This window comes from Micromonospora sp. WMMD1219, from assembly GCF_049315215.1.
GTDB classification, from domain to species: domain Bacteria; phylum Actinomycetota; class Actinomycetes; order Mycobacteriales; family Micromonosporaceae; genus Micromonospora; species Micromonospora tulbaghiae.
Genome location: NZ_CP186057.1, coordinates 1,755,956 through 1,780,499 on the forward strand (window position 1 = coordinate 1,755,956; position 24,544 = coordinate 1,780,499).

A 24,544-nucleotide genomic window follows, 5' to 3' on the forward strand; every position below is an offset into this window, starting at 1 on the left:
CCGTAGCCGGACGAACCGCGCCGCCCACGACTCCCCCTACACGCCATTGGGGCGGCGCCGCGCCACCGGCCACCGTGAGCCGTGACGGTCATCCGACCGGGGGTCGCGGCCGGGCCCGGCGTGCCGTAGCTTTTGCGGCGCCGCCGTTGCGGTCTTGATCTTTTGCGCCCGGAACCGGGACGATCGTCGGAGACGGTCCGAAAACGCTTGGTGAGAGGTGACGCCAGATGGGGCTGGACAACGTCGCGGTGCACTGGCCGCGGACCGGCCGCTTCTACGACCCGGTCGCGCCGGCTGAGTTCGTGGACTTCGGCGAGATCGTGGACATGCCCCGGATCTCCGCGCCGACCGCGGCGCTCGCCGAGCTGATCGCGAAGACCGGCACGGTACGCGCGACCGCGTACACCGAGTTGGTCGACCTGATCCTCGGGCTGGAAAATGTGCTCTACGCCACGGAGAACGCGGTCGAGGACGAGGACCCGGTGATCGACCCGGACGGCTGCTCCTGGATCGCCGAGGGCGTGGAGAAGTTCGTCGCGCGGCACCGGCCGTACGGCGAGCCGGTCACGTTCGAGTCGGTGAGCGAGGTGCTGCGCGCGCTGCTCGGTGACGGGCGGCTGGCCGAGCAGCAGCTCCGCTGGCTGGACAGCCGGCTGGACCGGCTGCGGGACGAGAACGGCGACCCGCCGCAGTGGAACTTCACCTGCGCCGAGCTGAGCGTGCTGGCGGCCTTCTACCGGCGCTGCGCGGAGCGGGGCTTCGCGGTCTACGCCGACGCCTGACCGGGCGCCGCAGCGCCGGGAGAAGACGTTGCCCGGTTGGCGGCCGCGATCACCTCGGTCAGCGCCGAGTGCAGGTGCCGCAGGTCGGCCGGCGGCAGGCCCAGGCGCTGCACGATGGCGGGCGGGATTTGCTCGGCCCGCGCTCGCAGCGCCTGCCCCTCGGGGGTGAGCGAGACGGCCAGGCTGCGCTCGTCGGCGGCGTCGCGTTCCCGCCGGATGTATCCGGCCGCCTCCAGCCGCTTGAGCAGCGGCGACAGCGTGCCCGGGTCGAGCTGGAGCAGCCGGCTCAGATCCCGCCCCGACAGCGGCGCGTGCTGCCAGAGCGCCAGCATGACCAGATATTGCGGATGGGTGAGCCCCATCGGTTCCAGCAGCGGGCGGTAGACCGCGACGACGCTGCGGGCGGCGACTGAGAGCGCGAAGCAGACCTGCTGCTCCAACGCCAGGGGGTCCTCCTCGATGCCGTCGGTCACCCTCGTCCTCCTCGTCGTCGTTGCGATCCTAGCAACGATTGGTGTACCAATGGTTTGCACACAAAACAGCGAGAGGGCGGCGGGATGAGCGACGACGAGCAGGTGGGCGACGCCTCCGGCAAGGGTGGCCGCCTGTTGGGCTGGGTGTTCCGCAACCTCGCCGGCCCGTCCCAGGTGCAGGGCGCGGTGCAGGGCGGCTCGAAGCTGGCCCGCGACGCGTGGAAGGAAGACCTGGAGCGCCGCAAGCAGTGGAGCCGTGAGCAGCGCGAACTCAAGCGCGCCCGGCGTGAGGCGCGGCGTTCCGGCGGCGTCGGTCAGCCGTAGGTGTCGCGCGGGCCGCGCCCGCGTACCCGACGAGGGCCGCGCGACCACGACGGCGCCGCCGGCCCGTGGATGTGCAGCTTGCGCACCACGTTGTGGCCCACCTCGCGGGCGATCTGCTGCAACAGCGAGCCCGCCAGCAGGCGCAACTGCGTCGCCCAGGCCGTCGACCGGGCCTCCACTGTCAGCTCGCCGTCCTCCAGCTTGACCGGTCGGCTGTGCTGCGCGACCTCCTGGCCGACCACCTTCTCCCACGCGCCGAACACCGTCGCCTCGGCCGCCGGTTGCTGCCAGCCACGCGCCTTCATCAGCTTGTCCAGCACCGCACCGAGCGGCTGCGGGTCGCGCGGGTCCGGCCCCGGACCGGAGTAGCCACGCAGCCGCTTCTCCCCGTCGCCGCGGACCGCGCCGCGCCGTCGCGGCGCCGCCGCCTGCCGCCGGGCCTTCGCCGCGTCGAGCACCGCCCGGGCCAGTTCCGGCCCGGTCGAGCCCTCCGGCAGGTTCGCGGCCGGCTCACCCTCCGCGGGCTTTCCGGGGGTACGCGCGTCGCGTCCCGGCCCGAGCCGTGCGGGCGGGAGCTGCACCTCGTCATCCGGCACGTCGCACCGTCCCCTCGCCCACCGCGTACCGGGTGCCGCGCAGCGTCGCCGGCACGTCGTCGTCCACGGCACAGGTGACCAGGAGCTGGCTCGCGCCGCCGACCAGTTCGGCCAGCCGTTCCCGCCGGCCGGTGTCCAGCTCGGCGAAGACGTCGTCGAGCACCAGCACCGGCTCGATCCCGTCGGCGCGCAGCAGGTCGTACCCGGCAAGCCGCAACGCCAGCGCGTACGACCAGGACTCGCCGTGGCTCGCGTACCCCTTGGCGGGCAGCGGGCCGAGCGTCAGCGCCAGGTCGTCGCGGTGCGGGCCGACGAGCGTGGTGCCGCGCTCGATCTCGGCGGCCCGGTTCGCGGTCAGCGCGGCGGCGAGTGCCTCCGCCAGCGCCGCGCGGTCGGCGCCGGGTTCGGGCAGCTCCACCGAGGGCCGGTACGCGATGCCCGCCGCGCCGCGGCCGGCGGCCACCGCGTCGTACGCCTTCGCGACGTGCGGGGTGAGCGCGGCGACCAGCTCCAGGCGGCCCGCGAGCAGGTCCGCGCCGTGCTGCGCCAGATGCGCGTCCCACACGGCCAGCGTCGACAGATCGCCGCCGCGTGTGCCACCGGTCTTGCGAGCGAGGTACGAGGTACGCAGCAGCGCGTTGCGTTGCTTGACCACGCGCTCGTAGTCGGCGCGGACACCCGCGTAGCGGGGCTGGCGGGTGACCAGCAGGTCGTCCAGGTAGCGGCGGCGTTCGGCCGGGTCGCCGCGGACCAGTTCCAGGTCCTCCGGCGCGAACAGCACCAGGCGCAGCGCGCCGAGGACGTCCCGGGCGCGCCGGGCCGGGGACCGGCCGAGCCGGGCCCGGTTGGCCTTGCCCGGGACGATCTCCAGCTCGACCAGCAGCTCCCGGCCCTCGTGCACCACCGCGCAGCGGATCACCGCCGAGGTGGCGCCCATCCGCACCAGCGGGGCATCCGTGGCGACCCGGTGCGAGTCCAGGGTCGCCACGTAGCCGAGCGCCTCGACCAGGTTGGTCTTGCCGACGCCGTTGGCACCGACGAGCACGTTCGGACCCGGCTCCAGGTCGACGCCGACCCGCTCGTAGGAGCGGAAGTCGACCAGTTCGAGCCGGCGGACGTACACAGCCTGTGGATACCGGTCAGCGCTTGTGGACGGCGTGGCCGCCGAACTGCTGGCGCAGCGCGGCGACGGCCTTCATCGCGGGCGAGTCGTCCTGCCGGGAGGCGAACCGGGCGAAGAGCGACGCGGTGATGACGTTGAGCGGCACGGCGAGCCGGACCGCCTCGTCCACCGTCCAGCGGCCCTCGCCGGTGTCCTCGGTGTAGCCGCTCAGCTCGGCCAGTTCCGGGTCCTCGTCGAGCGCCCGGTCCAGCAGGTCGAGCAGCCAGGACCGGACCACGGTGCCCTCGCGCCACGACTTGAACACGCCGGGGACGTTCGTCACCAGCTCGGAGGCGGCCAGCAGCTCGTAGCCCTCGGCGTAGGCGTGCATCAGGCCGTACTCGATGCCGTTGTGCACCATCTTGGCGTAGTGGCCGGCGCCGACCGGGCCGGCGTGCACGAAGCCGAACTCGCCCTCGGGCTTGAGCGCCTCGAAGATCGGCATCAGGCGCTCGACGTGCTCCTGCGCACCGCCGACCATCAGCGCGTACCCGTTCTGCCGGCCCCAGACGCCGCCGGAGACGCCGACGTCGATGTAGCCGATGCCCTGCTCGTTGAGCCGCTCGGCACGCGGGGCGTCGTCGCTGAACCGGGAGTTGCCGCCGTCGATGATGATGTCGCCCTCGCCGAGCACACCGGCGAGCTCGTCGATGGTGGCGTCGGTGACGCCGGCCGGAACCATGACCCAGACCGCGCGGGGCGACTGGAGCTTCTCGGCAAGCTCGGCCAGGCTCGCGGCGTCGCTGATCTCCGGGTTGCGGTCGTAGCCGACCACCTCGTGCCCGGCGGCGCGCAACCGCTCCCGCATGTTGCCGCCCATGCGGCCGAGTCCTACCAGGCCGAGCTGCATCTGCTCCTACCTCCGTACGTCAGGGTCGTGCTGCCTGCGATCAGCGGGACACGCGGATCGGCATGATGAGGTACCGGTACCCCGGGATGACCTCGCCATCCTCGCCGGCCGGGGAGATGACCGCGGGCTTGAACGCGTCGACGAACCGGAGCAGGGCGTGCTGCGCGCCCAGGTTGGCCAGACCGTCGATGAGGTACTGCGGGTTGAACCCGATGGTCAGCGGCTCGCCGCTGAAGGTGGCCTCCATGGCCTCGCTGGCCCGGGCCTCCTCGGTGCCGCCCGCCTCGACCACGAGACCGTCGGCGCTGAAGCTGAGCAGGACCGGGGTGGTGCGCTCGGCGACCAGCGCGACGCGCTTGACCACCTCGATGAGCGCGGCGACGGCGACGCGGGCCTCGGCGTTGTGGTCGGCCGGGAACAGCGAGCGCACCGGCGGGTAGTTGGCGCCGTCGAGCAGCCGGCTGGTGGTCCGGCGGGTGCCGCCGGAGAAGCCGATCATGCCCTCGCCGGCCTTGCTGGACGACAGGGCCATGGTGACGTGGCCGCCGAGCGGGCCCAGCGCCTTCGCGGTGTCGTGCAGCGTACGGGCCGGCACCAGCGCATTGAGGCTGATCTCCGGGTCGTCCGGGTTCCACTCCATCTCGCGCAGCGCGAGACGGTAGCGGTCGGTCGCCAGCATGGCGATGGTGCTGCCGCTCAGCTCGATCCGGACGCCGGTCATCATCGGCAGCGTCTCGTCGCGGCCGGCGGCGACTGCCACCTGGGCCACGGCGGAGGCGAACGCGGCGGCGTCGACGGTGCCGGCGCTCTCCGGCATCTCCGGCAGCGTCGGGTAGTCCTCCACCGGCATGGTGGGCAGCGTGAACCGGGCGCTGCCGCAGACGAGTTCGAGGTGGGCGCCGACGGCGGCGATGTCCACCGGCTTGGCCGGCAGGGCCTTGGTGATCTCGGCGAGCAGGCGGCCGGAGACCAGGGCGGCGCCGTCAGCGTCACCCTGCACCTCGACGGTCACCTGGCTGGAGACCTCGTAGTCGAAGCCGGAGACCTGGAGGTTGCCGTCGGTGACCCGGAGCATCACCCCGGCCAGCACCGGTACGGAGGGTCGGTTGGGCAGGCTCTTGGCGGTCCACGCGACCGCCTCGGCGAGCGCGTCGCGCTCCACTCGGAACTTCATCAATGCCTCCGCGTCGACGTCAGCGACAACTCTCTCATGCCGACCGCTGCCACCCGTCCCGCCCGACCGTGCGGGTACCCATCGCACCTTAAGGCGCTGGGGCATCGGCTGTGCGCCCGACCCCGTGGATCCAGGTGCCGGGGCGACTGCCGACGGCAGTGCTTCGGCCCGATCCACAGGAAGTCCAACGGTGATGATTGGTTTTTGTTGTTTAGAAGAGATAACTCATCGTCTTCATCGCACCTGTGCAAACTGTGGAGAACCGGCGTCCGCGCAGGTCAGACACGTTATCCACCGGTGGTTTGGCTGTGGAGAACCAGGGGTAAAACTCGTGTCCCGGTCCACAGCCCTCGCCGGCCGCCGGGTTTTCCACGGCTGTCCACCGGTTGTCCACCGGTAATCCACCGGTTTTCTCCCCAGCGCTGTGGACAGCGCCGGCCGGGTCCACAGCCGTCATCCCCAGAACCTTCAACAGCCCGCCCACAGGCGCACCGCTGTCTGGGGACAACGTGATGGTCATCCCCAGGCATCCACAGCGTCGTCCCCAGGAGTTGTCCACAGTCTGTGGGTAACCGGCCGGGTGCGAAGCGTGGTTGTCCACCGCCTGTGACACAGGGGCTGTGGACAACGGGTACAAGCTGTGGACGAACACACCCCCGATCCTGGGCCCTCCACCGGGTCGAGGGTCAACCCGTCCCCCTGTCGGCAACTTCCCACCCCGCCGCACCCTCTCGCCGCCCGCCCCTGCTCGCGTCGATCATGAAGTTGACGGCAAGTGGCGCCCGATTTGTCACCGCCAACCTCATGATCGACGGGGAGGGCCGGCGGGTGAGGGGCGGGGGCGTGGCCCTCGGCTCAACCGCGGCTCGTGGGCGGGAGGCGGATGAAGTGAGCGAGCGCACGTCCACCGGGTCGATCGTGGAGTTGACGGTCCAGCGGGACACGGCCACTTCCCCGCTCGGCGGCGTCCGCGCGCTTGCCGCGCCCTGTTGACCAAGGAGTTTGGGGCGGGAATGACGTCTCTCCCGGACACGAACTCCTTGATCACCGCCGGAGCGGCGCCAGGGAGGCGGGGCGGAGGGAAAGTCAGGTGTTCTGCTTGATGCGGTTCGTCAGCTCGGCGATCTGGTTGTAGAGCGAGCGCCGCTCCGCCATCTGCTGACGGATCTTGCGGTCCGCGTGCATCACAGTGGTGTGGTCCCGGCCGCCGAACGCCTGCCCGATCCGGGGCAGCGACAGATCGGTCAGCTCGCGGCACAGATACATGGCCACCTGACGCGCGTTCACCAGCACCCGGGAGCGGGAGTGGCCGCGCAGGTCCTCCAGGCTCACGCCGAAGTAGTCGGCGGTCGACACCATGATCTGGTCCGCAGTGATCTCCGGGCCGGCGCCGTCCGGGATGAAGTCCCGCAGCACCTCCTCGGCCAGCGACAGCTCGACCGAGGACCGGGTGAGGCTGGCGAAGGCGGTGACGCGGATCAGCGCCCCCTCCAGTTCGCGGATCGAGTTCGACACCCGGGACGCGATGAACTCCAGGACGTCCGGCGGTGCGAACAGCCGTTCCTGCGCCGCCTTCTTCTGGAGGATCGCGATCCGCGTCTCCAGGTCCGGCGGCTGGATGTCGGCCAGCAGGCCCCACTCGAAGCGCGTACGCAGCCGGTCCTCCAGCGTCGCCAGCTGCTTCGGCGAGCGGTCGGACGTGATCACGATCTGCTTGTTGGCGTTGTGGAGCGTGTTGAACGTGTGGAAGAACTCCTCCTGCGTCCGCTCCCGGTTCTCCAGGAACTGGATGTCGTCGATCAGGAGGATGTCCACGTCCCGGTAGCGGCGCTGGAACGCGCTCGTCTTGTCGTCACGCAGCGAGTTGATGAAGTCGTTCGTGAATTCCTCGGTCGAGACGTACCGGACCGAGCGCGCGTTGCCGAGCGTCGTGGCGTAGTGCCCGATGGCGTGCAGCAGGTGGGTCTTGCCCAGCCCGGAGCTGCCGTAGATGAACAGCGGGTTGTACGCCTTGGCCGGCGACTCGGCCACCGCCACGCTCGCGGCGTGCGCGAACCGGTTCGACGAGCCGATGACGAACGTCTCGAACATGTACTTCGGGTTGAGCCGGTTGCCGCCGCTCTCCGTACCGCCGGGAAGCCTGCGGTCGGCCTGGCCGCCGCCGGGGCGGTGGTGGTCGGCGCCACCGCGGCCGGGGCCGTTGTCGGTGGCGCCGTCGCGGGGCAGGCCGCGCATCGGCGCGGGGCCGGCGGCCGGGCTCTCCCGGTAGCGGGGCTCGTAGCCGCCGGTGTCGGGCATCGGCGGTTCGACCCGGGTGGGCTCGTCGAAGCCGCGGCGTTCGGGCGCGGTGCGCACCGGCTCGGCGAACGCGGCGCTGAAGAGCGTGTCCTGGGCGTCGCGGCCGGCCGGGATCAGGTGCGGGCGGCCGCCGTCGGCGCTCCGCTGGCGCGGCGCCGGCTCGTCGAGCGGCTGCTCCGGGCGCGGTTCGGCGTATCCGGGCTCCGGACGGGAGTCGGCGTAACCGGACTCCGGGCGGGAGTCGGCGTAACCGGGCTCGGAGCGGGCGCCGGCGTAACCGGACTCCGAGCGGGAGTCGGCGTACCCGGATTCCGGGCGCGGCGACGGGAAAGCCGGGGCGGACGCGTGCGGGCCGGGCTGGTCGAAGCCGGGCAGCGGGGCGGCGCCGTCGTGCTCGGGCAGCGGCTCCGGACTGCTGCGGTAGACGGTGCCGGCCGGACGGGCATTCGGGTCGTCGGCGACCCGTACGGTGACCGCCACCTGGATCGGCCGGCCGAGCCGGCGGCTCAACGCCTCGGTGATGGCCGGGCGGAGCCGGGACTCGATCACGTCCCGGGTGAAGGCGTCCGGCACCGAGAGCAGCGCGGTGTCCTCGACGATCGCCCGCAGCCGGGTGAGCCGGAGGTACGCCCGTTGCTGCGCGGAGATGATCTCGTCGGCGAGTTCGTCGGTGGTCGCCGTCCACACCGCGGCAAGGTCGGTCGCTCCGGTCACCGTCGTGCCACCCCCTCGCCTGCTCCTTCTCACGCCCGCCCGGACGGCTGACCGGTCGTCATCCACAAGTTATCCACAGCCTGTGTACCGACCGATTGTGGCCGCCCACCGGACGCGGGTCGGACCTGCCCCCCTCGATCCACGGAGGCGTTGAAGCGGGTTCACCGTGCCGAACGATTCAACAGCGTGTCCGGTCTTGCCGATCGGCGACAAACCCCGGACCCCCGACGCCGACCGCAATCGCGCACGCTAACAGCGCGGACCCCACAGCATCAACCGGCGACACCCTGACGACCTTGGCAACATCAGTGAAAACCGCCCCTTCGGTCGCGCTTGCCCGCAGGTCGGACGCCCGAGTGTGACGTTTGACGGTCATTGCGCCCCTGCGTAGGCTGGAGCGGCTGCTCTCTCGCCCTCTGCTAGGGTGATTGATGCTTGCTGTCCGTGGCTGTCACCTCGCATCGCCGGGGAGCGTGTCACGGCAGCGCCGATCGGAGGTCACCGACAGGTGATCTGGACCAGCACACGACCCCGGGCGATCCGCCGCGCGGGGCGTACGACAACGGAGAGCCTGACGTGAGCAAGCGCACCTACCAGCCGAACAACCGCCGGCGCGCGAAGACCCACGGCTTCCGGCTGCGCATGCGCACCCGTGCCGGCCGCGCCATCATCTCGACCCGTCGCTCCAAGGGCCGCGCCCGCCTGTCGGCCTGACGCCGACAGGTCCGGTCCGGGGACGTGGGCAGTCGTGCTGGCCGCCGCGCAACGACTGCGGCGCAGTAACGACTTCGCCGCAGCGGTTCGCGGTGGCCGACGCGTCGGCCGTGGCGCCGTCGTGGTCCACCTGACCCTCCCCGAGCCGATCGGCACCACCGCGACACTCTCGCCGGAGCCGGCGCGACGCAGCGGTGCGGAGACCTCCGCACCGAGCCGCGCCGGCTTCGTCGTGTCCAAGGCCGTCGGCGGCGCGGTGCTCCGCAACAAGGTCCGCCGCCGGCTCCGGCACCTGGTCCGCGAGCGGCTGGCCGAGCTGCCCGCCGGCACCACCCTCGTGGTACGCGCGCTGCCAGCGGCAGCCGACGCGACGTACACCCGGCTCGGGGCCGACTTGGACGCCGCTCTCGCCGCCGCGCGGACCCCCCGGGGACGGCGGTCGCGGTGACCGGCCCGCCGACGGCGACTCCGTCGCCCACAACCGGTGCCCGCATGCTGCTGGCGCCCATCATCGCGTACCGTCGGTGGATAAGTCCGGCACTGCCGGCCCGCTGCCGGTTCTACCCGTCGTGCAGTGCCTACGCCGTCGAGGCGGTGTCCCGGCACGGTGCGCTGCGGGGAGCCTGGCTGACGGTCCGTCGGCTGTCGCGCTGCCACCCCTTCCACCCTGGTGGACACGACCCGGTTCCGGAGCCGGGCGACCGCCGCCGTTCCGACGTGACTGGAGCCTGAGTGTTTAGTCTCGACTGGATCTACTACGCGATCTCGTGGATCCTGCTGGCCTGGCACTCGGCCTGGGACGCCATCGGAGTGCCGGTCGGGGCCGTGATCGGTACGAACTGGGCCTGGATCCTCGCCATCATCTTCCTGGTGGTGACGGTCCGGGTGATCCTGTTCCCGGTCTTCGTCAAGCAGATCAAGTCGCAGCGTGCCATGCAGGCGCTCCAGCCCAAGGTGAAGGAGCTCCAGGAGAAGCACAAGGGTGACCGGGAGACGCTCCAGAAGGAGATGATGGAGCTCTATCGGAAGGAAAAGGCCAACCCGCTCATGGGCTGCCTTCCGATGTTCCTCCAGATCCCGGTCTTCCTGGGCCTGTTCCACACGCTGCGGCGGCTCAACCCCGACAACCAGGGCAAGACCCTGTACGGCTGGACCGTCGACCAGTTCAACAGCGCCTCCAACGCGAAGCTGTTCACCGCGCCGATCTCCGGCAAGTTCGGCTCCACCGCCGACGAACTGAGCCGGCTCGGCGCGAGCACCGGCACGGTCAAGGTGGTCGCCGGCATCCTGGTGCTCATCATGATCGCCACCACCTACCTGACCAGCCGTCAGATGATCCTCAAGACCGGCTGGGCCGAGGACCCGCAGCAGCGCATGGTGCAGCGGCTGATGCTCTACGGCATCCCGCTGTCGCTGCTGATCTCGGGTGCGATCTTCCCGATCGGTGTGATCATCTACTGGGTCACCAACAACCTCTTCACGCTCGGCCAGCAGCAGTGGGTGCTGCGGAAGTTCCCGCCGCCGCCGACCGCGAAGAGCGCCACCGCCGGCAAGAGCACTTCCGGCAAGGGCCCGGTGCAGCCGGCCAAGGCCGGTGGCCTGTTCGGCCGCAAGACGACCCCGCCGGCGGCGAAGGCTCCGGCCGCGGCGCCGAAGGTGGCCGGTCCGAAGCCGGGCGCCAAGCCGGTCAACCCGAAGAAGGGCGGCAACAAGCCCGCCAAGCGACAGGGCTGAGCCCACAGGGCCACCGCCGCGACGCCGGCGGTGGCCCGTTCCGGCCGCGTGCTGCCATCCGAGGAGTCGGCGCCGGGCCGGAATCGCCGCGCGGAGCGCGGACACGGGCGAAACTGGCCCGTACAGACGTGCCCGAGGGCACCCGGCGAACCTCCCGCCGGCCCCGGGAGACCAGCGGACCCCCGACGGTCCGGCCGAGCGAGTACGGAGATGAGACCCGTGACCGAGACCAGCATCCCCAGCGCCGACCAGTCCCTGGACGAGGAGACCCCCGTTACCGCCGCCACCGAGACCGAGGACGCCGCGGGCGAGGCCCGGGAGAAGAAGGCCCCGGCCGAGAGCGACCTGTTCCGGCAGAGCGAGATCGCCGCCGACTACGTCGAGGGTCTGCTGGACATCCTCGACTACGACGGCGACATCGACGAGCTGGTGTCCGGTGGCCGCCCGGTCGTCGAGGTGGTCGGCGGGCGGCTCCAGAACCTGGTCGGCCAGCGCGGCGCGACCCTGGAGGCGCTCCAGGAACTGACCCGGCTGGCCGTGTTCCGTCAGACCGGCACCCCGAGCCGGCTGCTGCTCGACGTCGGCGGCTACCGGGCCACCCGGCGCAAGGAGCTGGCCGCCGTGGCGAAGAACGCGGTCGAGAAGGTCAAGGAGCACGGTGAGCCGGTGCGCCTGGAGCCGATGTCCGCGTTCGAGCGCAAGTGCGTGCACGACGTGGTGAACGCGATGAGCGGGGTGGAGAGCGAGTCCGAGGGCGTCGAGCCCAACCGCCGCATCGTCGTCCGCCCGGTGACGGACTGAGGTCCGTGATCTCCGACGAGACGACGGCAGGAGCCGTGACCGGCCCGGGCGGTACGCCGCCCGGGCCGTCGGCTGTGCGCCCCGACAACACTGTCGACCCGGTCTTCTCCGACGACGACGGGCCGGCCGACCCGGCGTACCCGGGAAGGGCGGTGACCGACCCCGGCGAGCCCGCCTTCTCCGCGGAGCCGGCGGTGGTGACCGGGATCGAGCCCGCCGACCCGGCGGTGGACGTGACACCCGCCTTCTCCGGTGAGCAGGCGGCGGACGTGACGCCGGCCGACCCGGCCGCCGTGGCCGACCCGGTCTTCGCGGAGCCGTCGGAGGACGAACCGTCCCTCGTGGACAGTGATGCCGCACCCGATCCGGCGTCGGCGACGCTGCCACCCGAACTGGCGGAGGCCGCCCGCGCGTTGTTCGGCGACCGGCTCGACCTGGCCGCCGCGTACGCCGAACTGCTCGCCACCGACGGCGTGGTCCGCGGCCTCATCGGCCCCCGCGAGACGCCGCGGCTCTGGGAGCGGCACCTCCTCAACTGTGCGGTGGTGGCGGAACGGATCCCGGAGGGTGCCAGCGTGATCGACGTCGGCTCCGGCGCCGGGCTGCCGGGCCTGGTGCTGGCGATCGCGCGTCCCGACCTCACCGTGACGCTCGTCGAGCCGCTGGCTCGACGGACCGCCTTCCTGATCGAGGCGGTACAGCGGCTCGGCCTGACCCGGGACGTCCGTGTGTTCCGTGGACGGGCCGAGGAGGCGGCGGCCGGCTCGCGTGACCGGGAACCGCTGAGCGCCGACATCGTAACGGCCCGCGCGGTGGCGCCGCTGGACCGGCTCGCCTCCTGGTGCCTGCCGCTCGTGGCCCCCGGCGGCCGGCTCGTCGCGCTCAAGGGCGCATCGGCGGCCGACGAGATCACCGAACACACCGAGGCCGTGACCCGCCTCGGCGGTGGGACGCCGGAACTGCATCGCTGCGGCGAAGGGGTGATCGACCCACCGGCGACGGTGGTCGAGGTGGTCCGGGAGCGCGTGGTCAACCCGCGCCGTCCGAAGAAGCCGAAGCGGTCGCGTGGCGGTCGCCGTCGCGGCGACCGCTGAGCGGGTACGCCATTCCGCACGCCCGATCCGGTCGTTGGACCGGTGGGCGTGACGTGATCGATCACAACCCGACATGGACCCACCGCGCCCGTCGGCCGTAGGCTGACCGCGCGTCGATAGTGTGGAACGGCGGTGCCGGGCGGCACCCGAACCCGATGGTTCCCGCCGATCCGACGGCACGGTGCGAGGCGCGGACGCGATTCGACGGGTGCGGACCGACCATCCGGAGCGGGTAGGGATGACAGGTGCATGACGACGGCAGGTACGACGATCCACGGTTGACCGGACCAGGAGGCCAGCCCTCCGCCGACCCCGTTTCACGTGAAACCAACGACCAGGAGTGGGCGGTGAACGAGTCCGGCGAACCGTCCTCCCCGTACCCGGCTCAGCCGTCCAGGCGACGGGAGCCGTCGGCCGGCGGGCCCGTACGTCCTGTCTCGTCGGTGCCGGCGAACGTACCGCCGGCCCGCGACCCGCTCGACCCGGCCGACGGCCCGGTGAACGCACCGACCCCGCGCCCGCCCGCGGTGCGGGCGAACGCCGCGGTGCCCACTCGCTACGAACCCCAGCCGCCCGTCTCGGCCGTTCCGCATCAGGCCGCCCCCGAGGTCACCGCGGCGCCGTCCGACACGCCACAGGCAGATGGGTACGGGGACGAGGTAGATGCCAGCACGTACGTTTCACGTGAAACCCCGACGCGCGAAGAGGATGATCCACCGTTGGCTATGGAGGCGATGCGCGCCGTGCAGATCCTGAATCCCAGTGGCGAGGTCACCATGCCGCGCCCCGACCGGACCCGGGTGATGTGCGTCGCCAACCAGAAGGGCGGCGTGGGTAAGACGACCACCACCGTGAACCTGGCCGTGGCGCTCGCGCTGCACGGCAACCGGGTGCTCGTGGTCGACCTTGACCCCCAGGGCAACGCCTCCACCGGTCTGAACGTGCCGCACCACACGGGCGTGCCCGACGTGTACGACTGCCTGATCGACAGCGTGCCGCTGGAGGAGGTGGCCCAGGCCGTCGAGGGCATCCCGAACCTCTGGTGCGTACCGGCCACGATCGACCTGGCCGGCGCCGAGATCGAGCTGGTCTCCGTGGTGGCCCGGGAGTCGCGCCTGGCGCGGGCCATCGCCGCGTATCCGGGGCACTTCGACTACGTCTTCATAGACTGCCCGCCGTCGCTCGGCCTGCTCACCGTCAACGCGCTCGTGGCCGCGCAGGAGGTGCTGATCCCGATCCAGTGCGAGTACTACGCGCTGGAGGGCCTCAACCAGTTGATCAACAACATCAACCTGGTACGTCAGCACCTCAACCCGAAGCTTGAGGTCTCCACGATCCTGCTCACCATGTACGACCGGCGTACCCGGCTGGCCGACGCGGTGGAGCAGGACGTCCGGAACCACTTCGGCGAAAAGGTGCTCCAGGCCGTCATCCCCCGCAACGTGCGTGTCTCCGAGGCACCGAGCTACGGCCAGTCGGTGATGACCTACGATCCCGGTTCGCGGGGAGCCACGAGTTACTTCGAGGCCGCCCAGGAGATCGCGGAGCGAGGCGTCAAGGAGCCGGTGAGCCGGAATGCGTAGTGCGGAGATGTCGCTGGGAGGCGTCGCATGAAGAACCGTCCCCGCGGCGGACTGGGCCGAGGGCTCGGTGCCCTCATCCCCACCGGACCGGTACCGGGCGCCGAACCGGCTGCCGTCGAGCCGGAGTCGTCGACCGCTGCCGCGTCGCCGTCGGCTCCGGTAGCCGGTGCGACCGCCGCCATCACCGGCGGCGTCGGAAGCACCCCGTCTCCGGCCGTCGAGCCCGAGCCTCAGCTGAGCCCGGTGCCCGGCGCCCGCTTCGCGGAGATCCCGGTCGACGCGATCGTCCCGAACCCGAAGCAGCCCCGGCACGTCTTCGACGAGGAGGCGCTGGAGGAGCTGAAGACCTCGATCCAGGAGGTGGGTTTCCTCCAGCCGATCGTGGTCCGCCAGCTCGACCCCGAGAAGTTCGAACTCGTGATGGGCGAGCGGCGCTGGCGTGCCGCCCAGGCGGTCGGCCGGGAGACCATCCCCGCCATCGTCCGGGACACGAAGGACGACGCGATGCTCCGGGACGCGCTCCTGGAGAACATCCACCGCGCCAACCTCAACCCGCTGGAAGAGGCGGCGGCGTACCAGCAACTGCTGGAGGAGTTCGGCGCCACGCACGAGGAACTGGCCCGGCGGATCGGCCGCAGCCGGCCGCAGATCTCCAACACCATCCGGCTGATGAACCTGCCGCCCGCCGTGCAGCGCCGGGTCGCCGCCGGCGTCCTGTCCGCCGGCCACGCCCGGGCTCTGCTCAGTCTGGACAACGCCGAGGCGCAGGAGGCACTCGCGGAGCGGATCGTCCGCGAGGGCATCACGGTTCGTGGCGCCGAGGAACTGGTGCACCTGGCCCTCGCCGAGGAGCCGGCGAAGTCAGCCGCCGCCAAGCGCCGGCCGAAGCCGCACGCCCCGGCCCTCACCGATCTCGCGGACCGGCTCTCCGACCGGTTCGACACTCGGGTGAAGGTCGACATCGGCCGTAGCAAGGGCAAGATCACGATCGAGTTCGCCACCGTCGACGACCTGGAGCGGATCGTCGGCATCATCGGTGTCGGCGAGGACGGACAGCCCCAGGAGTAGCCCGGCACCTCCGGTCGTCGATCCGGCCGCACCCCCTCGTCGGGCGGTGCGGCCGGATCTGTGTTTGCGGGCCGCTGTCGGCGTCGACCTCATCGTGCTGGTGGCTCCGCGGTGGGTCGCCGGATGGTCCGCGTCGCACCTGGATGATCGAGGCGGGCGGCTCGCTTCCTGATCGCGTCGGTTGGTCGGCTGCCGAATGTCACCCCCGGTTTCACGTGAAACGGGTAGCGCGGCCGAGGCGTGCGGCGCTCGCGGCGCCCGCGCAGACCGGGCTGAGACCGGCGCACGCGCAGACCGGGCTGAGACCGGTCGAGCGGCCGAGCACTCTGAGGGCTTTCTTCGATAACAGGCGAGCCGGCACCGGTCGGCCCGTAGCGACGGGATGGCGGTTCCGGGTCGTCCGTGATGGGAGTCGGTACCGCCCGGTTGGTAGGGCGGGTGGGGAGTCGGTGCCGCCGAGCGGGTAGGCGATGGAGGTCGGCATCGGCGGGCGGGGGCGATGGGAGCCGGCAGCGATGGGAGACCGGGCAGGCTTCGACGGTTGAGGAATCCGTCCCTTGACGGCTGGCTCGCCTGCCGGATCCCACCGCTTCGTTGCCGGCCTGGGACCGCCCACCGCCCAACCGATCGGACGCGAACCAAGCGTGGGCCGCGTGACGGCCCAGGCGTCGAATCGCTCCTTCGCTCAGCACGCCTAGCTCATTCCTCCGAGCCACACCTGCCACGCCGGCTCGGGTCAGTTCACTGGGGTGAGCGTCGGGGTCCGACGGCTCAGGCTCGGCGCGCTGGCTCGGGTTGCAGTGCCGAACGTCCAGGCTCGACGGCTCAAGGTCGGATGACGCCGCGTTCCTGTTCAGGACGAACTTCGGCGCCTGGCCGAATCGCCAGTGCGGGCCGGGATCGGGCTGCGCCCAGAGCTGCACTCCCGACCTCGCTCTGTTCTGTCCTGTCGGAAGGAGACGAGGGATCTCAGCCCGTTGGATGAACCGGAGAGCGGCGCCGGGTGTGGGGAGCCCGACTCACACGGTGCGTCGAGCCCTGACCCACACGGTGGGTCGAGCAGTGCGGGCGGACCAGTGCAGCCGGGCAGCCAACCAGCCCGCCCGCCCTCGGATCGACCCGGCTGGTCCGGCCGGCGCGAGGCCGGACTATCGGGCGTGGGTGCCGGGATCAATCACTCGGCCCACATCGCGGTGCGGGTCCGCCTCCCCGGGCGTGGTGAGCCGGAGGAGCGGGCGCCTGCCGGCGAACCCCCAGCATCGGGCCGCACGACGATTCCCCTCCATCGGGCCGCGCATGACAAGCCCGATCCGCAGAGAGTCCGTGCAACGATGAGCCCCATCCTTCGGGCTGCGGCGCATGGCAAGCCCGAACTCTCGACTCCCGCGAGTGGTTCCACCCCACGCGGTGACGCGCCTCGCCCGCAGCCTCATTGCGCAGGCGAGCCCTGGTTGGACGACGACCCGTTTCACGTGAAACGGATCGCGCAGCGAGCCACCGCCCCCCGGGTAGGACTGCGCCGGGTGCAAGCGATGCCGCTCGCTCGCTCGGCATGAGCAGAGCGGCAGCGTCGCCCGGCTCATCGCGGCCAAGCCCCGAACAACGCCACCGCCTTCGGACGGCGGCCGCTTCGCGGCACCCCAGCCGGCGGCCTCCCGATCACTCGCTCGTCCGGCGCCAGGCTCGAAAAAGCAGTCGAGCTCTCGGAACACACCCGACCGGCGTGGCGAGCCGGACGTCCCACCACTTCGGGGAAGTGGTGTGGTGAGGATGGCCGTGATGTAGCCGTTTCCCCGATCTGCTCCACGTCCCCGCCACTTCGGCGAACTGGCGGCTGCCGGCACCGGCTGGGGAGCAGCGCGCGCCCGCGGTTTCACGTGAAACACGCACGAGAAGAAGCCGACGGCACCCGGTGCGGATCGGCCGCCGGATCGTTGGAAGAACGGACCCGGAACCACCCCCAAAGTTATCCACAGCAGTTGTCCACAGGCGCGCCCCGTTTCACGTGAAACAAAGCGATGAAACCCTTGCTGAGCAGTGCATGACGCGCTGTGCTGGTGATCTCGGCAGCCTGTGGACAACACGGTGGACAACCGGTGGACGGCCAGTGGAACGGGTAGGGACAGGCGTCGCCAACTCGGTTAGGGTCAGCGTCGTGCCGGACACCCCTCCCTCAGTTCCCGACTTCACCCAGTGGCCGTCCTTCCCCTTCGAGGGCGATCTCCGCGTCAAGCAGCTCGATGAGCCCGTACCGTTCGAACCTCCCCGCCGCGGCGAGGCGGACCGGGAGTGCACCGCCTGCAACGCGCCCGACGAGGCGTACATCTGGGTCGGTGAGCGGTGGCGCGTCCGCGCCATGGACCGGCCCACCGGCCTGCCGATGGTCCTGATCCTGGAGTCCCGCTCCCACCTGGATCTGGGCGACCTGCCGAACCTGCTCGCCGCCGAACTGGGCGTGATGACCGTCCGCTTGGAGCGGGCCGTCCGTTCGCTCGACGGGGTGGCCCGGGTTCACGTGAACCGGTGGGGCGACGGCTCGGCGCACCTGCACCTGTGGTTCCTGGCCCGGCCGTACGGGCGGCTGCAGCTGCGGGGCACGTTCCTGTCGCTGTGGGACTCGATCCTGCCGCCGATCTCCGAGGACCAGTGGCGGGAGAACCTCGCCATGGTGGCCGCGTGGCTCGCCGAGTTCGGTGGCCGCCCGTTGGCCGAGCCGCCGCGCATCCAGTGGCAGGCGCCGTCGAGTCTCTCCCCGACCTCCCCCGCGAACGCCGTTGAGGAGCCCGAGGAGGAGTCCGCGTCCGTGATCGAGGCTGCGGACGAGATCCCGGAGTCCGACGCGGCAGCGGACCTCTCAGACCCCTCGGCGGACCCGCTGGAGCCCCACCCGGCACCGCAGACCGGCCCGGCACCGGGCAGCGCACCGGACAACGCACCGGACAACGCACCGGACAACGCGCCGGACAACGCGCCGGACAGCTCGCCGAGCGGCGCCCAGAACAGCGCCGGCGAGAGCGAAGAAGCGGACGAGGTCGAGCCGCAGAAGGCCCCGGACGATCAGCAGGGCGCGACGCGTACTCCGCAGAGCTGAGGTCAGCGGCGGGCGGCGGCCCGGGTCACGAGCGTGCCGAGGACCCGGCCGAAGTCCAGCCCGGCCGCCTGGATCGCCAGCGGCAGCAGCGACGTCTCGGTCATGCCCGGGGAGACGTTGACCTCCAGCACGTGCGGGTCGCCTCCGCCGTCGACGATCAGGTCGACCCGGGACACGTCGCGCAGTCCGAGCGCGGTGTGCGCGGCGAGCGCCACCTCGGTCACCCGGGCCGTGGTCGCGGCGTCGAGCCGGGCGGGCGCGTGCCAGGTGGTACGCCCGGCGGTGTAGCGGGCCGCGTAGTCGTAGACGCCGTTGCGCGGCACGATCTCGACCGGGGGCAGGGCCTGCGGCCCCTTGCCGAGGTCGAGCACGGAGACCGCCACGTCCATCCCGGGGACGTAGCGCTCCACGAGCGCGGTCTGGTCGTACGCGAAACAACCCACCATCGCGGCCGGCAGCGACGCCGCCTCCCGGACCACGGCGGCGCCCAGTCCGGAACCGCCCTGCGCGGGCTTGACCATCAGCGGCAGCCCGAGGCGGTCGACGATCCGGTCCAGTACGGCCACCGCGCCCAGCTCGGAGAAGCGGTCGTGCGGCAGCGCCACCCAGTCGGGCGTCGGGATGCCCGCCTCGCGCAGCACCGCCTTGGCGGACGGCTTGTCCCAGGCGAGGCGGGACGACCGGGCGTCGCAGCCGACGTAGGGCACGTCCCAGAGGTCGAGTACGCCGCGCAGCGAGCCGTCCTCGCCGGTGGCGCCGTGCAGGGCGATCACCACGGCGTCCGGCGGGTCGGCGGTCAGCGCGGGCAGCAACGCCACGTCGGCGTCGCGCAGTTCCGCGTCGACACCGACGGCGCGCAGCGCGTCGAGCACTCGGCGACCCGACCGCAGTGAGACGTCCCGCTCGTAGGAGAGGCCGCCCGCGAGCACGAGTACGTGCAGCTCGTCGGTGGCGGATCCGGTCACGGGAAGCGGTGCGGCGGGGCTGTCGGACATGCGGGCATCATGCCAAGTCGGGACCGGGCGCGTCCGAGCCGCCCTGGCGACGGCGGGGTCCGGCACCGCCGACCGCGCCGAAGACCTTGCGCATGGCGATCTCCTGCTCCATCACCCCGGCCAGCCGGCGTACGCCCTCGCGGATCCGCTCCGGCGTCGGGAAGGAGAAGTTCAGCCGCATGTTGCCGGTGCCGGTGCCGTCGGCGTAGAAGCCGGTCCCCGGCACGTACGCGACGCGGGCGGCCACGGCGCGGGGCATCATCGCCTTGGAGTCGAGCCCGTCGGGCAGCGTCGCCCAGACGAACAGGCCGCCGGCGGGCGTGGTCCAGGTGGTGCCCTCCGGCATCAGGTCGGTCATCGCGTCGAGCAGCGCGTCCCGGCGCTCCCGGTAGACCTCGCGGTAGACCTTGAGCTGCTGCCGCCACGGCATGGTGCCCAGGTATGTGGAGACGGCCGACTGCGCGTAGGCGCTGGGGCAGAGGATCTGCGCCTCGCTGGCGATGACCAGCTTGTCGCGGACCGCGTGCGGGGCCAGGATCCAGCCCACCCGCAGGCCCGGCGCGAACGTCTTGGAGAACGTGCTCAGGTAGAAGACCCCGTCGCGCCGCCGGGCCCGCAACGGCCGGGGCGCCTCACCTTCGAAACCGAGCTGACCGTACGGGTCGTCCTCCACCACGAGCAGCCCGGCGCGCTCACAGATGTCGAGCACCCGTTCGCGCCGCTCCTCGCTCAGCGTCACGCCGGCGGGGTTCTGGTAGGTGGGGATGGTGTAGAGGAACTTCACCCGCCGGCCGGCGCGTGCCAGGTCGGCGATGGCCACCTCCAGCGCCTCCGGGATGAGCCCCTCGTCGTCCATCGGCACGTGGGCGACCTGGGCCTGGGCGGCCTGGAACACCCCGAGCGCGCCGACGTACGTCGGGCCCTCGGCGAGCACCACGTCACCCGGGTCCAGGAACAGGCGGGCCACCAGGTCGAGGGCCTGCTGGCCGCCGACGGTCACCACCACGTCCTCGGGGGAGGCGCCGCAGGAGGCGTCGATCCCGGACAGGGACATCACCTCGCAGATCCGCTCGCGCAGCTCCGGGGTGCCCTGGCCGATGCCGTACTGGAGAGTGGTGGCGCCGTGCTCGGAGCCGAGCCGGCCGAGCATCTCGCCGACCGCGTCCAGCGGCAGCGCCGCGATGTAGGGAGCCCCACCGGCGAGCGAGACGACCTCCGGCCGGCTGGCCACCGCGAAGAGTGCCCGGATCTCCGAGGCGGTCATCCCGCGGACGCGCCGGGCGTACCGGTCGGTGTAGTCGTCGAGCGTCGTGCCGGTCATGGACATCACCTCGATCGGGTGTCGGCGGGGCTGCCGCCCGGTGTGGTACCCGCGATGCCGACATCCATTGGCGGCGGGGGCCGGTTGGTCGATCGTAGTCCCCGGTGACGGTCGCGGCACCGGCCGTGTGGACACGTCCACATCCCGGACCCGCCGTCGGCCGTCCGGGCGGGGGTTCGCGCGTTCCCTCCCGTACCGCCGGACAGGGGCGTACGATCGCTCGTCGGGAGCAGGAGGGCGCGGGACTCACCGGCGCTCCGAGCCTATTGGTGGGGTGCGCTCATGTCGCGACGTCTGGTCAGCCTGACCTTGGACACGCTGGAGGACCTGCCTCGATCCTGCCGGCAATGCGTCTACTGGGAGCTGGATCCGGTCTCCGCCGAGCGGGCCTGCGCGGCCGGCGACCCGGGCCTGGAGAAGGAGGCGTGGGTCTCCCAGACGCTGCTGGAGTGGGGCTCCTGCGGCAAGCTCGTCTACGTCGACGGCATGCCGGCCGGTTTCGTCATGTACGCCCCGCCGGCGTACGTCCCGCGTTCGATGGCGTTCCCCACCTCGCCGGTCTCGGCGGACGCGGCGCTGCTGATGACGGCGCACGTGGTGCCCGCCTTCGCCGACGGCGGCCTGGGCCGGATGCTCGTGCAGGGCGTGGCCCGCGACCTGACCAAGCGCGGCATCAAGGCGATCGAGGCGTTCGGCGACGCGAAGTTCGGCGACGACGCGGACGACCCGGCCCGCGCCTGTGTGGCGCCCGCCGACTTCTTCCTCTCGGTGGGCTTCAAGACGGTCCGGCCGCACCCGCGCTACCCCCGCCTGCGGCTGGAGTTGCGGACGGCGCTGAGCTGGAAGTCGGACGTCGAGTACGCGCTGGAGAAGCTGCTCGGCTCGATGAGCCCGGAGACGCTGCTGCGGCCGGTCCGCCCGGCGCCCGCCACCCGCTCGACGAGCTGAGTCGCGGGTCAGTCGACGACGGTGCCGGCGGCGACGATCGCCCGCAGTTCGCTCACGTCGATCGAGCCGGTCGGCACGTCCCGCTCGATCGGCAGGTACATCCGCTGCACGCCGGCCACGATGGCCTCGACCACCCGGTCCCGGAAGCGCGGGTCGACGAGCCGCGCCCGGTCGTCCGGTGAGGTGAGGTAGCCGACCTCGACGCGTACCGCGGGCATCCGGGTGAGCCGCAGCAGCTCCCACGCCTTGGCGTGGGTACGGCAGTCGCGCAGCCCGGTGCGGGCCACGATCTCCCGCTGCACGAGCCCGGCCAGGCGTTCGCCGGTCGCCGACGTGACGCCGTTGTCGGTGCCGTAGTGGTAGGTGGCCACGCCCTCGGCCTCCGGGTTGGCGTGCCCGTCGGTGTGCAGGGAGATGAACACGTCGGCGCCGAGGGAGTTGGCGAGCTGGGCCCGGTCCGCGTCCGGCAGGCAGTCGCCGGGTGACGGGCCCCGGGTGAGCTGCACCCGTACGCCGGCGGCGGCGAGCCGCCCCTCCAGCCGGCTGGCGAGGTCGTGTACGAGGTCCGCCTCGCTCCAGCGCAGCGTGCCGTCGGGCACCACCACACCCGGGTCGGTGCCCCCGTGACCCGGGTCGATCACCACGGTCCGCCCGACGAGCGTCGGCCCGGCCTGCCGGATGGCGTCGGACTCGCGCAGCCACTGCGGGCGCCCGCCCACCACCTTGCGGCCGAGGCGGCGCAGGGCGTTGACGGTGTGTGGTCCGCACGACCCGTCCGGTTTCAGGCCCATCTCCCGCTGGAACTGCGCCACCGCGCGGGAGGTGCGGATGCCGTAGATGGCGTCGGCGCGGCCCACGTCGTACCCCATCTCCAGCAGGCGTTCCTGGAGCGAGCGGACGTCCTCGCCGGTCAGCGGCTCGGGTACGGCGTGGTACAGCGCGCGGGCGCCGAACCGCCAGCGGGCCGCGTCGAGCGCCCGCCAGGTCTCGGCGCCGACGCGCCCGTCGACGCTGAGGCCGCGGGACTGCTGGAAGGCCCGGACCGCGCGTTCCGTCTGGGCGTCGTAGTCGTCGCCTCCGGCCTCGGCGGGAAGAAGTTCCAGGCCGGCGAGGACGGTACGGATCTCGGCCACCGCCGGTCCCTGGTCACCGGGTCGGATCGGACGCACGACGACCCCCTCTGCACGGACGTTGGCGGACCGGAACTCCGACGGATGCTTACGGAGCGTACCGTGGCCGATACCCGACGGGTTCGCGTTCATGCAGGTCAGGCAAGCCGGAACCCCCGTCACCGGGCGCGGTGACGGGGGTTCCGGAGGTGTCGGTACGGCTCAGAGCGCCGACTCGATGAGCTTCACCAGCTCACCCTTCGGCTTGGCGCCGGCGATCGACTGCACCGGCTGGCCGTTCTTGAAGATGGTCAGCGTCGGCACCGACATCACCCGGTAGGCGCGCGCCGTCTCCGGGTTCTCGTCGATGTTGAGCTTGACGATGGTGACCTGGTCCTTCATCTCGCCCGCGATCTCCTCCAGCAGCGGCGAGACCTTGCGGCAGGGGCCGCACCACTCCGCCCAGAAGTCGACCAGAACCGGCTTGTCGGACTGCAGCACGTCGCTGACGAAGCTCGCGTCCGTGACCGCCTTGGTTGCTCCCACTATGAACTCTCCTCCTCCGAACCTTGCTCGTGGAACTCTCAGCCCTGGATGGTGGCGATGAACCGCTCTGCGTCCAGCGCGGCGGCGCAGCCGGTGCCGGCCGCCGTGATGGCCTGCCGGTAGGTGTGGTCGACGAGGTCACCCGCCGCGAACACACCGGGCACGCTGGTACGAGTGCTGGGGGCCTGCACCTTCACGTAGCCCTCGTCGTCCAGTTCCACCTGACCGCGGAACAGCTCGCTGCGCGGGTCGTGACCGATCGCCACGAACACGCCCGTGACGTCGAGCACCTTGCTCTCGCCGGTGTGCACGTTGCGCACCCGTACGCCGTTGACCTTGCCGTCGTCGCCGAGGATCTCCTCGACGACGGTGTTCCACTCGACCTTGATCTTCTCGTTGCCCAGCGCGCGATCGGCCATGATCTTGCTGGCGCGGAACGAGTCGCGGCGGTGGAGGATGGTCACCGACTCGGCGAAACGGGTGAGGAAGCTGGCCTCCTCCATCGCCGAGTCGCCGCCGCCGACCACCACGATGTGCTGGTTGCGGAAGAAGAAGCCGTCACAGGTGGCGCAGGACGACACACCGTGGCCGAGGTATTCCTGCTCGCCCGGCACACCCAGCGGACGCCAGGCCGAACCGGTGGAGAGGATGACGGCGCGGGCGCGGTACGCGGTCTCGCCCACCCACACGGTGCTCACCGCGTCGGAGCCGATCTCGCCGGTGTCCTTCAGTTCGACCCGCGTCACGTCGTCGGTGAGGAACTCGGCGCCGAAGCGCTCGGCCTGCTTGCGCATGTTGTCCATCAGCTCGGGGCCGAGGATGCCGTCGGCGAAGCCGGGGAAGTTCTCCACCTCGGTGGTGGTCATCAGCGCGCCACCCGACTGCACGCCCTCGATCACCAGCGGCTTCAGGTTGGCGCGGGCGGCGTAGACCGCCGCCGTGTAGCCGGCCGGACCGGAGCCGATGATGATCAGGTTGCGGACCTCGTCCACTGCCGTCTCCCGATGTGTGTGTTCGTCACCGGCCGCACCGATGTCGATCCCGAGTGCCGACGGCTCTAGGGGCGCCGGCGCCTGACTTGCAGAACGTCATCGTACGAAGCGGGGATTCCCGAGCCGGTCATCCGGTGGGTCAGGTCACGTGGCGGGACAAGCGTCGTGACCGCGT

The 24,544-nt window shown here is 71.7% G+C and carries 24 protein-coding genes; 12 read left to right on the forward strand and 12 right to left on the reverse strand.

Going from position 1 to position 24,544, the window contains the following annotated elements:
* The first annotated feature begins 227 nt into the window (after positions 1–227).
* The gene (locus tag ACN27C_RS08515) at positions 228–782 is read left to right on the forward strand and encodes a hypothetical protein (protein ID WP_120572509.1); all 555 of its coding nucleotides are present in this window, start codon (positions 228–230) and stop codon (positions 780–782) included.
* Here ACN27C_RS08515 and ACN27C_RS08520 read toward each other — a convergent pair.
* A complete protein-coding gene (locus ACN27C_RS08520) occupies positions 767–1,255 on the reverse strand; it encodes a MarR family winged helix-turn-helix transcriptional regulator (protein ID WP_422750878.1) in 489 nt (162 codons plus the stop codon). The two genes, ACN27C_RS08515 and ACN27C_RS08520, sit on opposite strands and share 16 nt — an antisense overlap.
* 84 nt (positions 1,256–1,339) lie before the next feature.
* On the opposite strand from ACN27C_RS08520, the gene ACN27C_RS08525 reads away from it, so the two are divergent.
* A complete protein-coding gene (locus ACN27C_RS08525) occupies positions 1,340–1,579 on the forward strand; it encodes a hypothetical protein (RefSeq protein ID WP_013283216.1) in 240 nt (79 codons plus the stop codon).
* On the opposite strand, the gene ACN27C_RS08530 is transcribed toward ACN27C_RS08525, so the two are convergent.
* The 6 genes from ACN27C_RS08530 to dnaA all read right to left on the reverse strand — a co-directional run bounded on the left by ACN27C_RS08530 (position 1,570) and on the right by dnaA (position 8,373).
* Positions 1,570–2,175 (reverse strand): DUF721 domain-containing protein, encoded by a 606-nt coding sequence (locus ACN27C_RS08530; RefSeq protein WP_120572511.1) that lies wholly within the window; start codon positions 2,173–2,175, stop codon positions 1,570–1,572. The genes ACN27C_RS08525 and ACN27C_RS08530 overlap by 10 nt on opposite strands.
* The gene (recF, locus tag ACN27C_RS08535; protein ID WP_121685450.1) at positions 2,165–3,298 is read right to left on the reverse strand and encodes a DNA replication/repair protein RecF; all 1,134 of its coding nucleotides are present in this window, start codon (positions 3,296–3,298) and stop codon (positions 2,165–2,167) included. Before recF ends, ACN27C_RS08530 begins: the two co-directional genes overlap by 11 nt.
* A gap of 16 nt (positions 3,299–3,314) precedes the next feature.
* Positions 3,315–4,187, reverse strand: coding sequence for a phosphogluconate dehydrogenase (NAD(+)-dependent, decarboxylating) (gene gnd, locus ACN27C_RS08540; protein WP_091413544.1), 873 nt, complete (start codon positions 4,185–4,187; stop codon positions 3,315–3,317).
* Between the two features lie 40 nt (positions 4,188–4,227).
* Positions 4,228–5,361, reverse strand: a complete 1,134-nt coding sequence (dnaN, locus tag ACN27C_RS08545) for a DNA polymerase III subunit beta (RefSeq protein ID WP_120572514.1) — start codon at positions 5,359–5,361, stop codon at positions 4,228–4,230.
* 211 nt (positions 5,362–5,572) lie between these two features.
* Positions 5,573–5,881 (reverse strand): hypothetical protein, encoded by a 309-nt coding sequence (locus ACN27C_RS08550; protein ID WP_422750879.1) that lies wholly within the window; start codon positions 5,879–5,881, stop codon positions 5,573–5,575.
* Between the two features lie 566 nt (positions 5,882–6,447).
* Positions 6,448–8,373: a chromosomal replication initiator protein DnaA gene (dnaA, locus tag ACN27C_RS08555; protein WP_393378064.1), complete on the reverse strand. Its 1,926-nt coding sequence runs from the start codon at positions 8,371–8,373 to the stop codon at positions 6,448–6,450.
* 576 nt (positions 8,374–8,949) lie between these two features.
* Between dnaA and rpmH the strand changes: the two genes are divergently transcribed.
* The 9 genes from rpmH (at position 8,950) to ACN27C_RS08600 (ending at position 18,458) form a co-directional block, all read left to right on the forward strand.
* Positions 8,950–9,087 (forward strand): 50S ribosomal protein L34, encoded by a 138-nt coding sequence (gene rpmH / locus ACN27C_RS08560; protein WP_013289388.1) that lies wholly within the window; start codon positions 8,950–8,952, stop codon positions 9,085–9,087.
* Positions 9,088–9,121: 34 nt separating this feature from the next.
* Entirely contained in the window at positions 9,122–9,535 is a 414-nt protein-coding gene (gene rnpA, locus ACN27C_RS08565) for a ribonuclease P protein component (protein WP_422750880.1), read from the forward strand.
* A 44-nt stretch (positions 9,536–9,579) separates the two neighbouring features.
* Complete coding sequence (gene yidD, locus ACN27C_RS08570; RefSeq protein WP_013477538.1) at positions 9,580–9,819, forward strand: membrane protein insertion efficiency factor YidD; 240 nt, start codon at positions 9,580–9,582, stop codon at positions 9,817–9,819.
* Complete coding sequence (yidC, locus tag ACN27C_RS08575) at positions 9,820–10,821, forward strand: membrane protein insertase YidC (protein ID WP_120572518.1); 1,002 nt, start codon at positions 9,820–9,822, stop codon at positions 10,819–10,821.
* 210 nt (positions 10,822–11,031) lie between these two features.
* Positions 11,032–11,622, forward strand: a complete 591-nt coding sequence (locus ACN27C_RS08580; RefSeq protein ID WP_120572519.1) for a protein jag — start codon at positions 11,032–11,034, stop codon at positions 11,620–11,622.
* A gap of 341 nt (positions 11,623–11,963) precedes the next feature.
* Positions 11,964–12,716 carry a 16S rRNA (guanine(527)-N(7))-methyltransferase RsmG gene (gene rsmG / locus ACN27C_RS08585; RefSeq protein WP_422751596.1) on the forward strand — a complete coding sequence of 251 codons (753 nt, stop codon included), beginning with the start codon at positions 11,964–11,966 and terminating at the stop codon, positions 12,714–12,716.
* A gap of 245 nt (positions 12,717–12,961) precedes the next feature.
* Positions 12,962–14,299 (forward strand): AAA family ATPase, encoded by a 1,338-nt coding sequence (locus tag ACN27C_RS08590; protein WP_422750881.1) that lies wholly within the window; start codon positions 12,962–12,964, stop codon positions 14,297–14,299.
* Between the two features lie 27 nt (positions 14,300–14,326).
* The gene (locus ACN27C_RS08595) at positions 14,327–15,367 is read left to right on the forward strand and encodes a ParB/RepB/Spo0J family partition protein (protein ID WP_252451874.1); all 1,041 of its coding nucleotides are present in this window, start codon (positions 14,327–14,329) and stop codon (positions 15,365–15,367) included.
* A gap of 2,155 nt (positions 15,368–17,522) precedes the next feature.
* A complete protein-coding gene (locus ACN27C_RS08600; RefSeq protein ID WP_422750882.1) occupies positions 17,523–18,458 on the forward strand; it encodes a hypothetical protein in 936 nt (311 codons plus the stop codon).
* Positions 18,459–18,460: 2 nt separating this feature from the next.
* Here ACN27C_RS08600 and ACN27C_RS08605 read toward each other — a convergent pair whose 3' ends face one another.
* Positions 18,461–19,453: a D-alanine--D-alanine ligase family protein gene (locus ACN27C_RS08605; RefSeq protein ID WP_120572524.1), complete on the reverse strand. Its 993-nt coding sequence runs from the start codon at positions 19,451–19,453 to the stop codon at positions 18,461–18,463.
* Between the two features lie 7 nt (positions 19,454–19,460).
* The gene (locus ACN27C_RS08610) at positions 19,461–20,774 is read right to left on the reverse strand and encodes a PLP-dependent aminotransferase family protein (RefSeq protein ID WP_120572525.1); all 1,314 of its coding nucleotides are present in this window, start codon (positions 20,772–20,774) and stop codon (positions 19,461–19,463) included.
* A gap of 282 nt (positions 20,775–21,056) precedes the next feature.
* On the opposite strand from ACN27C_RS08610, the gene ACN27C_RS08615 reads away from it, so the two are divergent.
* Complete coding sequence (locus ACN27C_RS08615) at positions 21,057–21,722, forward strand: GNAT family N-acetyltransferase (RefSeq protein ID WP_120572526.1); 666 nt, start codon at positions 21,057–21,059, stop codon at positions 21,720–21,722.
* Between the two features lie 8 nt (positions 21,723–21,730).
* Here ACN27C_RS08615 and ACN27C_RS08620 read toward each other — a convergent pair whose 3' ends face one another.
* The 3 genes from ACN27C_RS08620 to trxB form a co-directional block, all read right to left on the reverse strand.
* Complete coding sequence (locus ACN27C_RS08620) at positions 21,731–22,891, reverse strand: N-acetylmuramoyl-L-alanine amidase (RefSeq protein WP_120574075.1); 1,161 nt, start codon at positions 22,889–22,891, stop codon at positions 21,731–21,733.
* Between the two features lie 162 nt (positions 22,892–23,053).
* Positions 23,054–23,377, reverse strand: coding sequence for a thioredoxin (gene trxA, locus ACN27C_RS08625; protein WP_013289375.1), 324 nt, complete (start codon positions 23,375–23,377; stop codon positions 23,054–23,056).
* A gap of 38 nt (positions 23,378–23,415) precedes the next feature.
* Complete coding sequence (trxB, locus tag ACN27C_RS08630) at positions 23,416–24,369, reverse strand: thioredoxin-disulfide reductase (protein WP_120572527.1); 954 nt, start codon at positions 24,367–24,369, stop codon at positions 23,416–23,418.
* Positions 24,370–24,544: the final 175 nt, after the last annotated feature.

Bases quoted from the DNA above. Each gene is read 5' to 3' on its own strand.
- ACN27C_RS08515 (WP_120572509.1), top strand. From the start codon at position 228: ATGGGGCTGGACAACGTCGCGGTGCACTGGCCGCGGACCGGCCGCTTC.
- ACN27C_RS08525 (WP_013283216.1), top strand. From the start codon at position 1,340: ATGAGCGACGACGAGCAGGTGGGCGACGCCTCCGGCAAGGGTGGCCGC.
- gnd (WP_091413544.1), bottom strand. From the start codon at position 4,187: ATGCAGCTCGGCCTGGTAGGACTCGGCCGCATGGGCGGCAACATGCGG.
- dnaN (WP_120572514.1), bottom strand. From the start codon at position 5,361: ATGAAGTTCCGAGTGGAGCGCGACGCGCTCGCCGAGGCGGTCGCGTGG.
- ACN27C_RS08550 (WP_422750879.1), bottom strand. From the start codon at position 5,881: ATGACCATCACGTTGTCCCCAGACAGCGGTGCGCCTGTGGGCGGGCTG.
- yidD (WP_013477538.1), top strand. From the start codon at position 9,580: ATGCTGCTGGCGCCCATCATCGCGTACCGTCGGTGGATAAGTCCGGCA.
- ACN27C_RS08580 (WP_120572519.1), top strand. From the start codon at position 11,032: ATGAGACCCGTGACCGAGACCAGCATCCCCAGCGCCGACCAGTCCCTG.
- ACN27C_RS08595 (WP_252451874.1), top strand. From the start codon at position 14,327: ATGAAGAACCGTCCCCGCGGCGGACTGGGCCGAGGGCTCGGTGCCCTC.
- ACN27C_RS08605 (WP_120572524.1), bottom strand. From the start codon at position 19,453: ATGTCCGACAGCCCCGCCGCACCGCTTCCCGTGACCGGATCCGCCACC.
- ACN27C_RS08610 (WP_120572525.1), bottom strand. From the start codon at position 20,774: ATGACCGGCACGACGCTCGACGACTACACCGACCGGTACGCCCGGCGC.
- ACN27C_RS08615 (WP_120572526.1), top strand. From the start codon at position 21,057: ATGTCGCGACGTCTGGTCAGCCTGACCTTGGACACGCTGGAGGACCTG.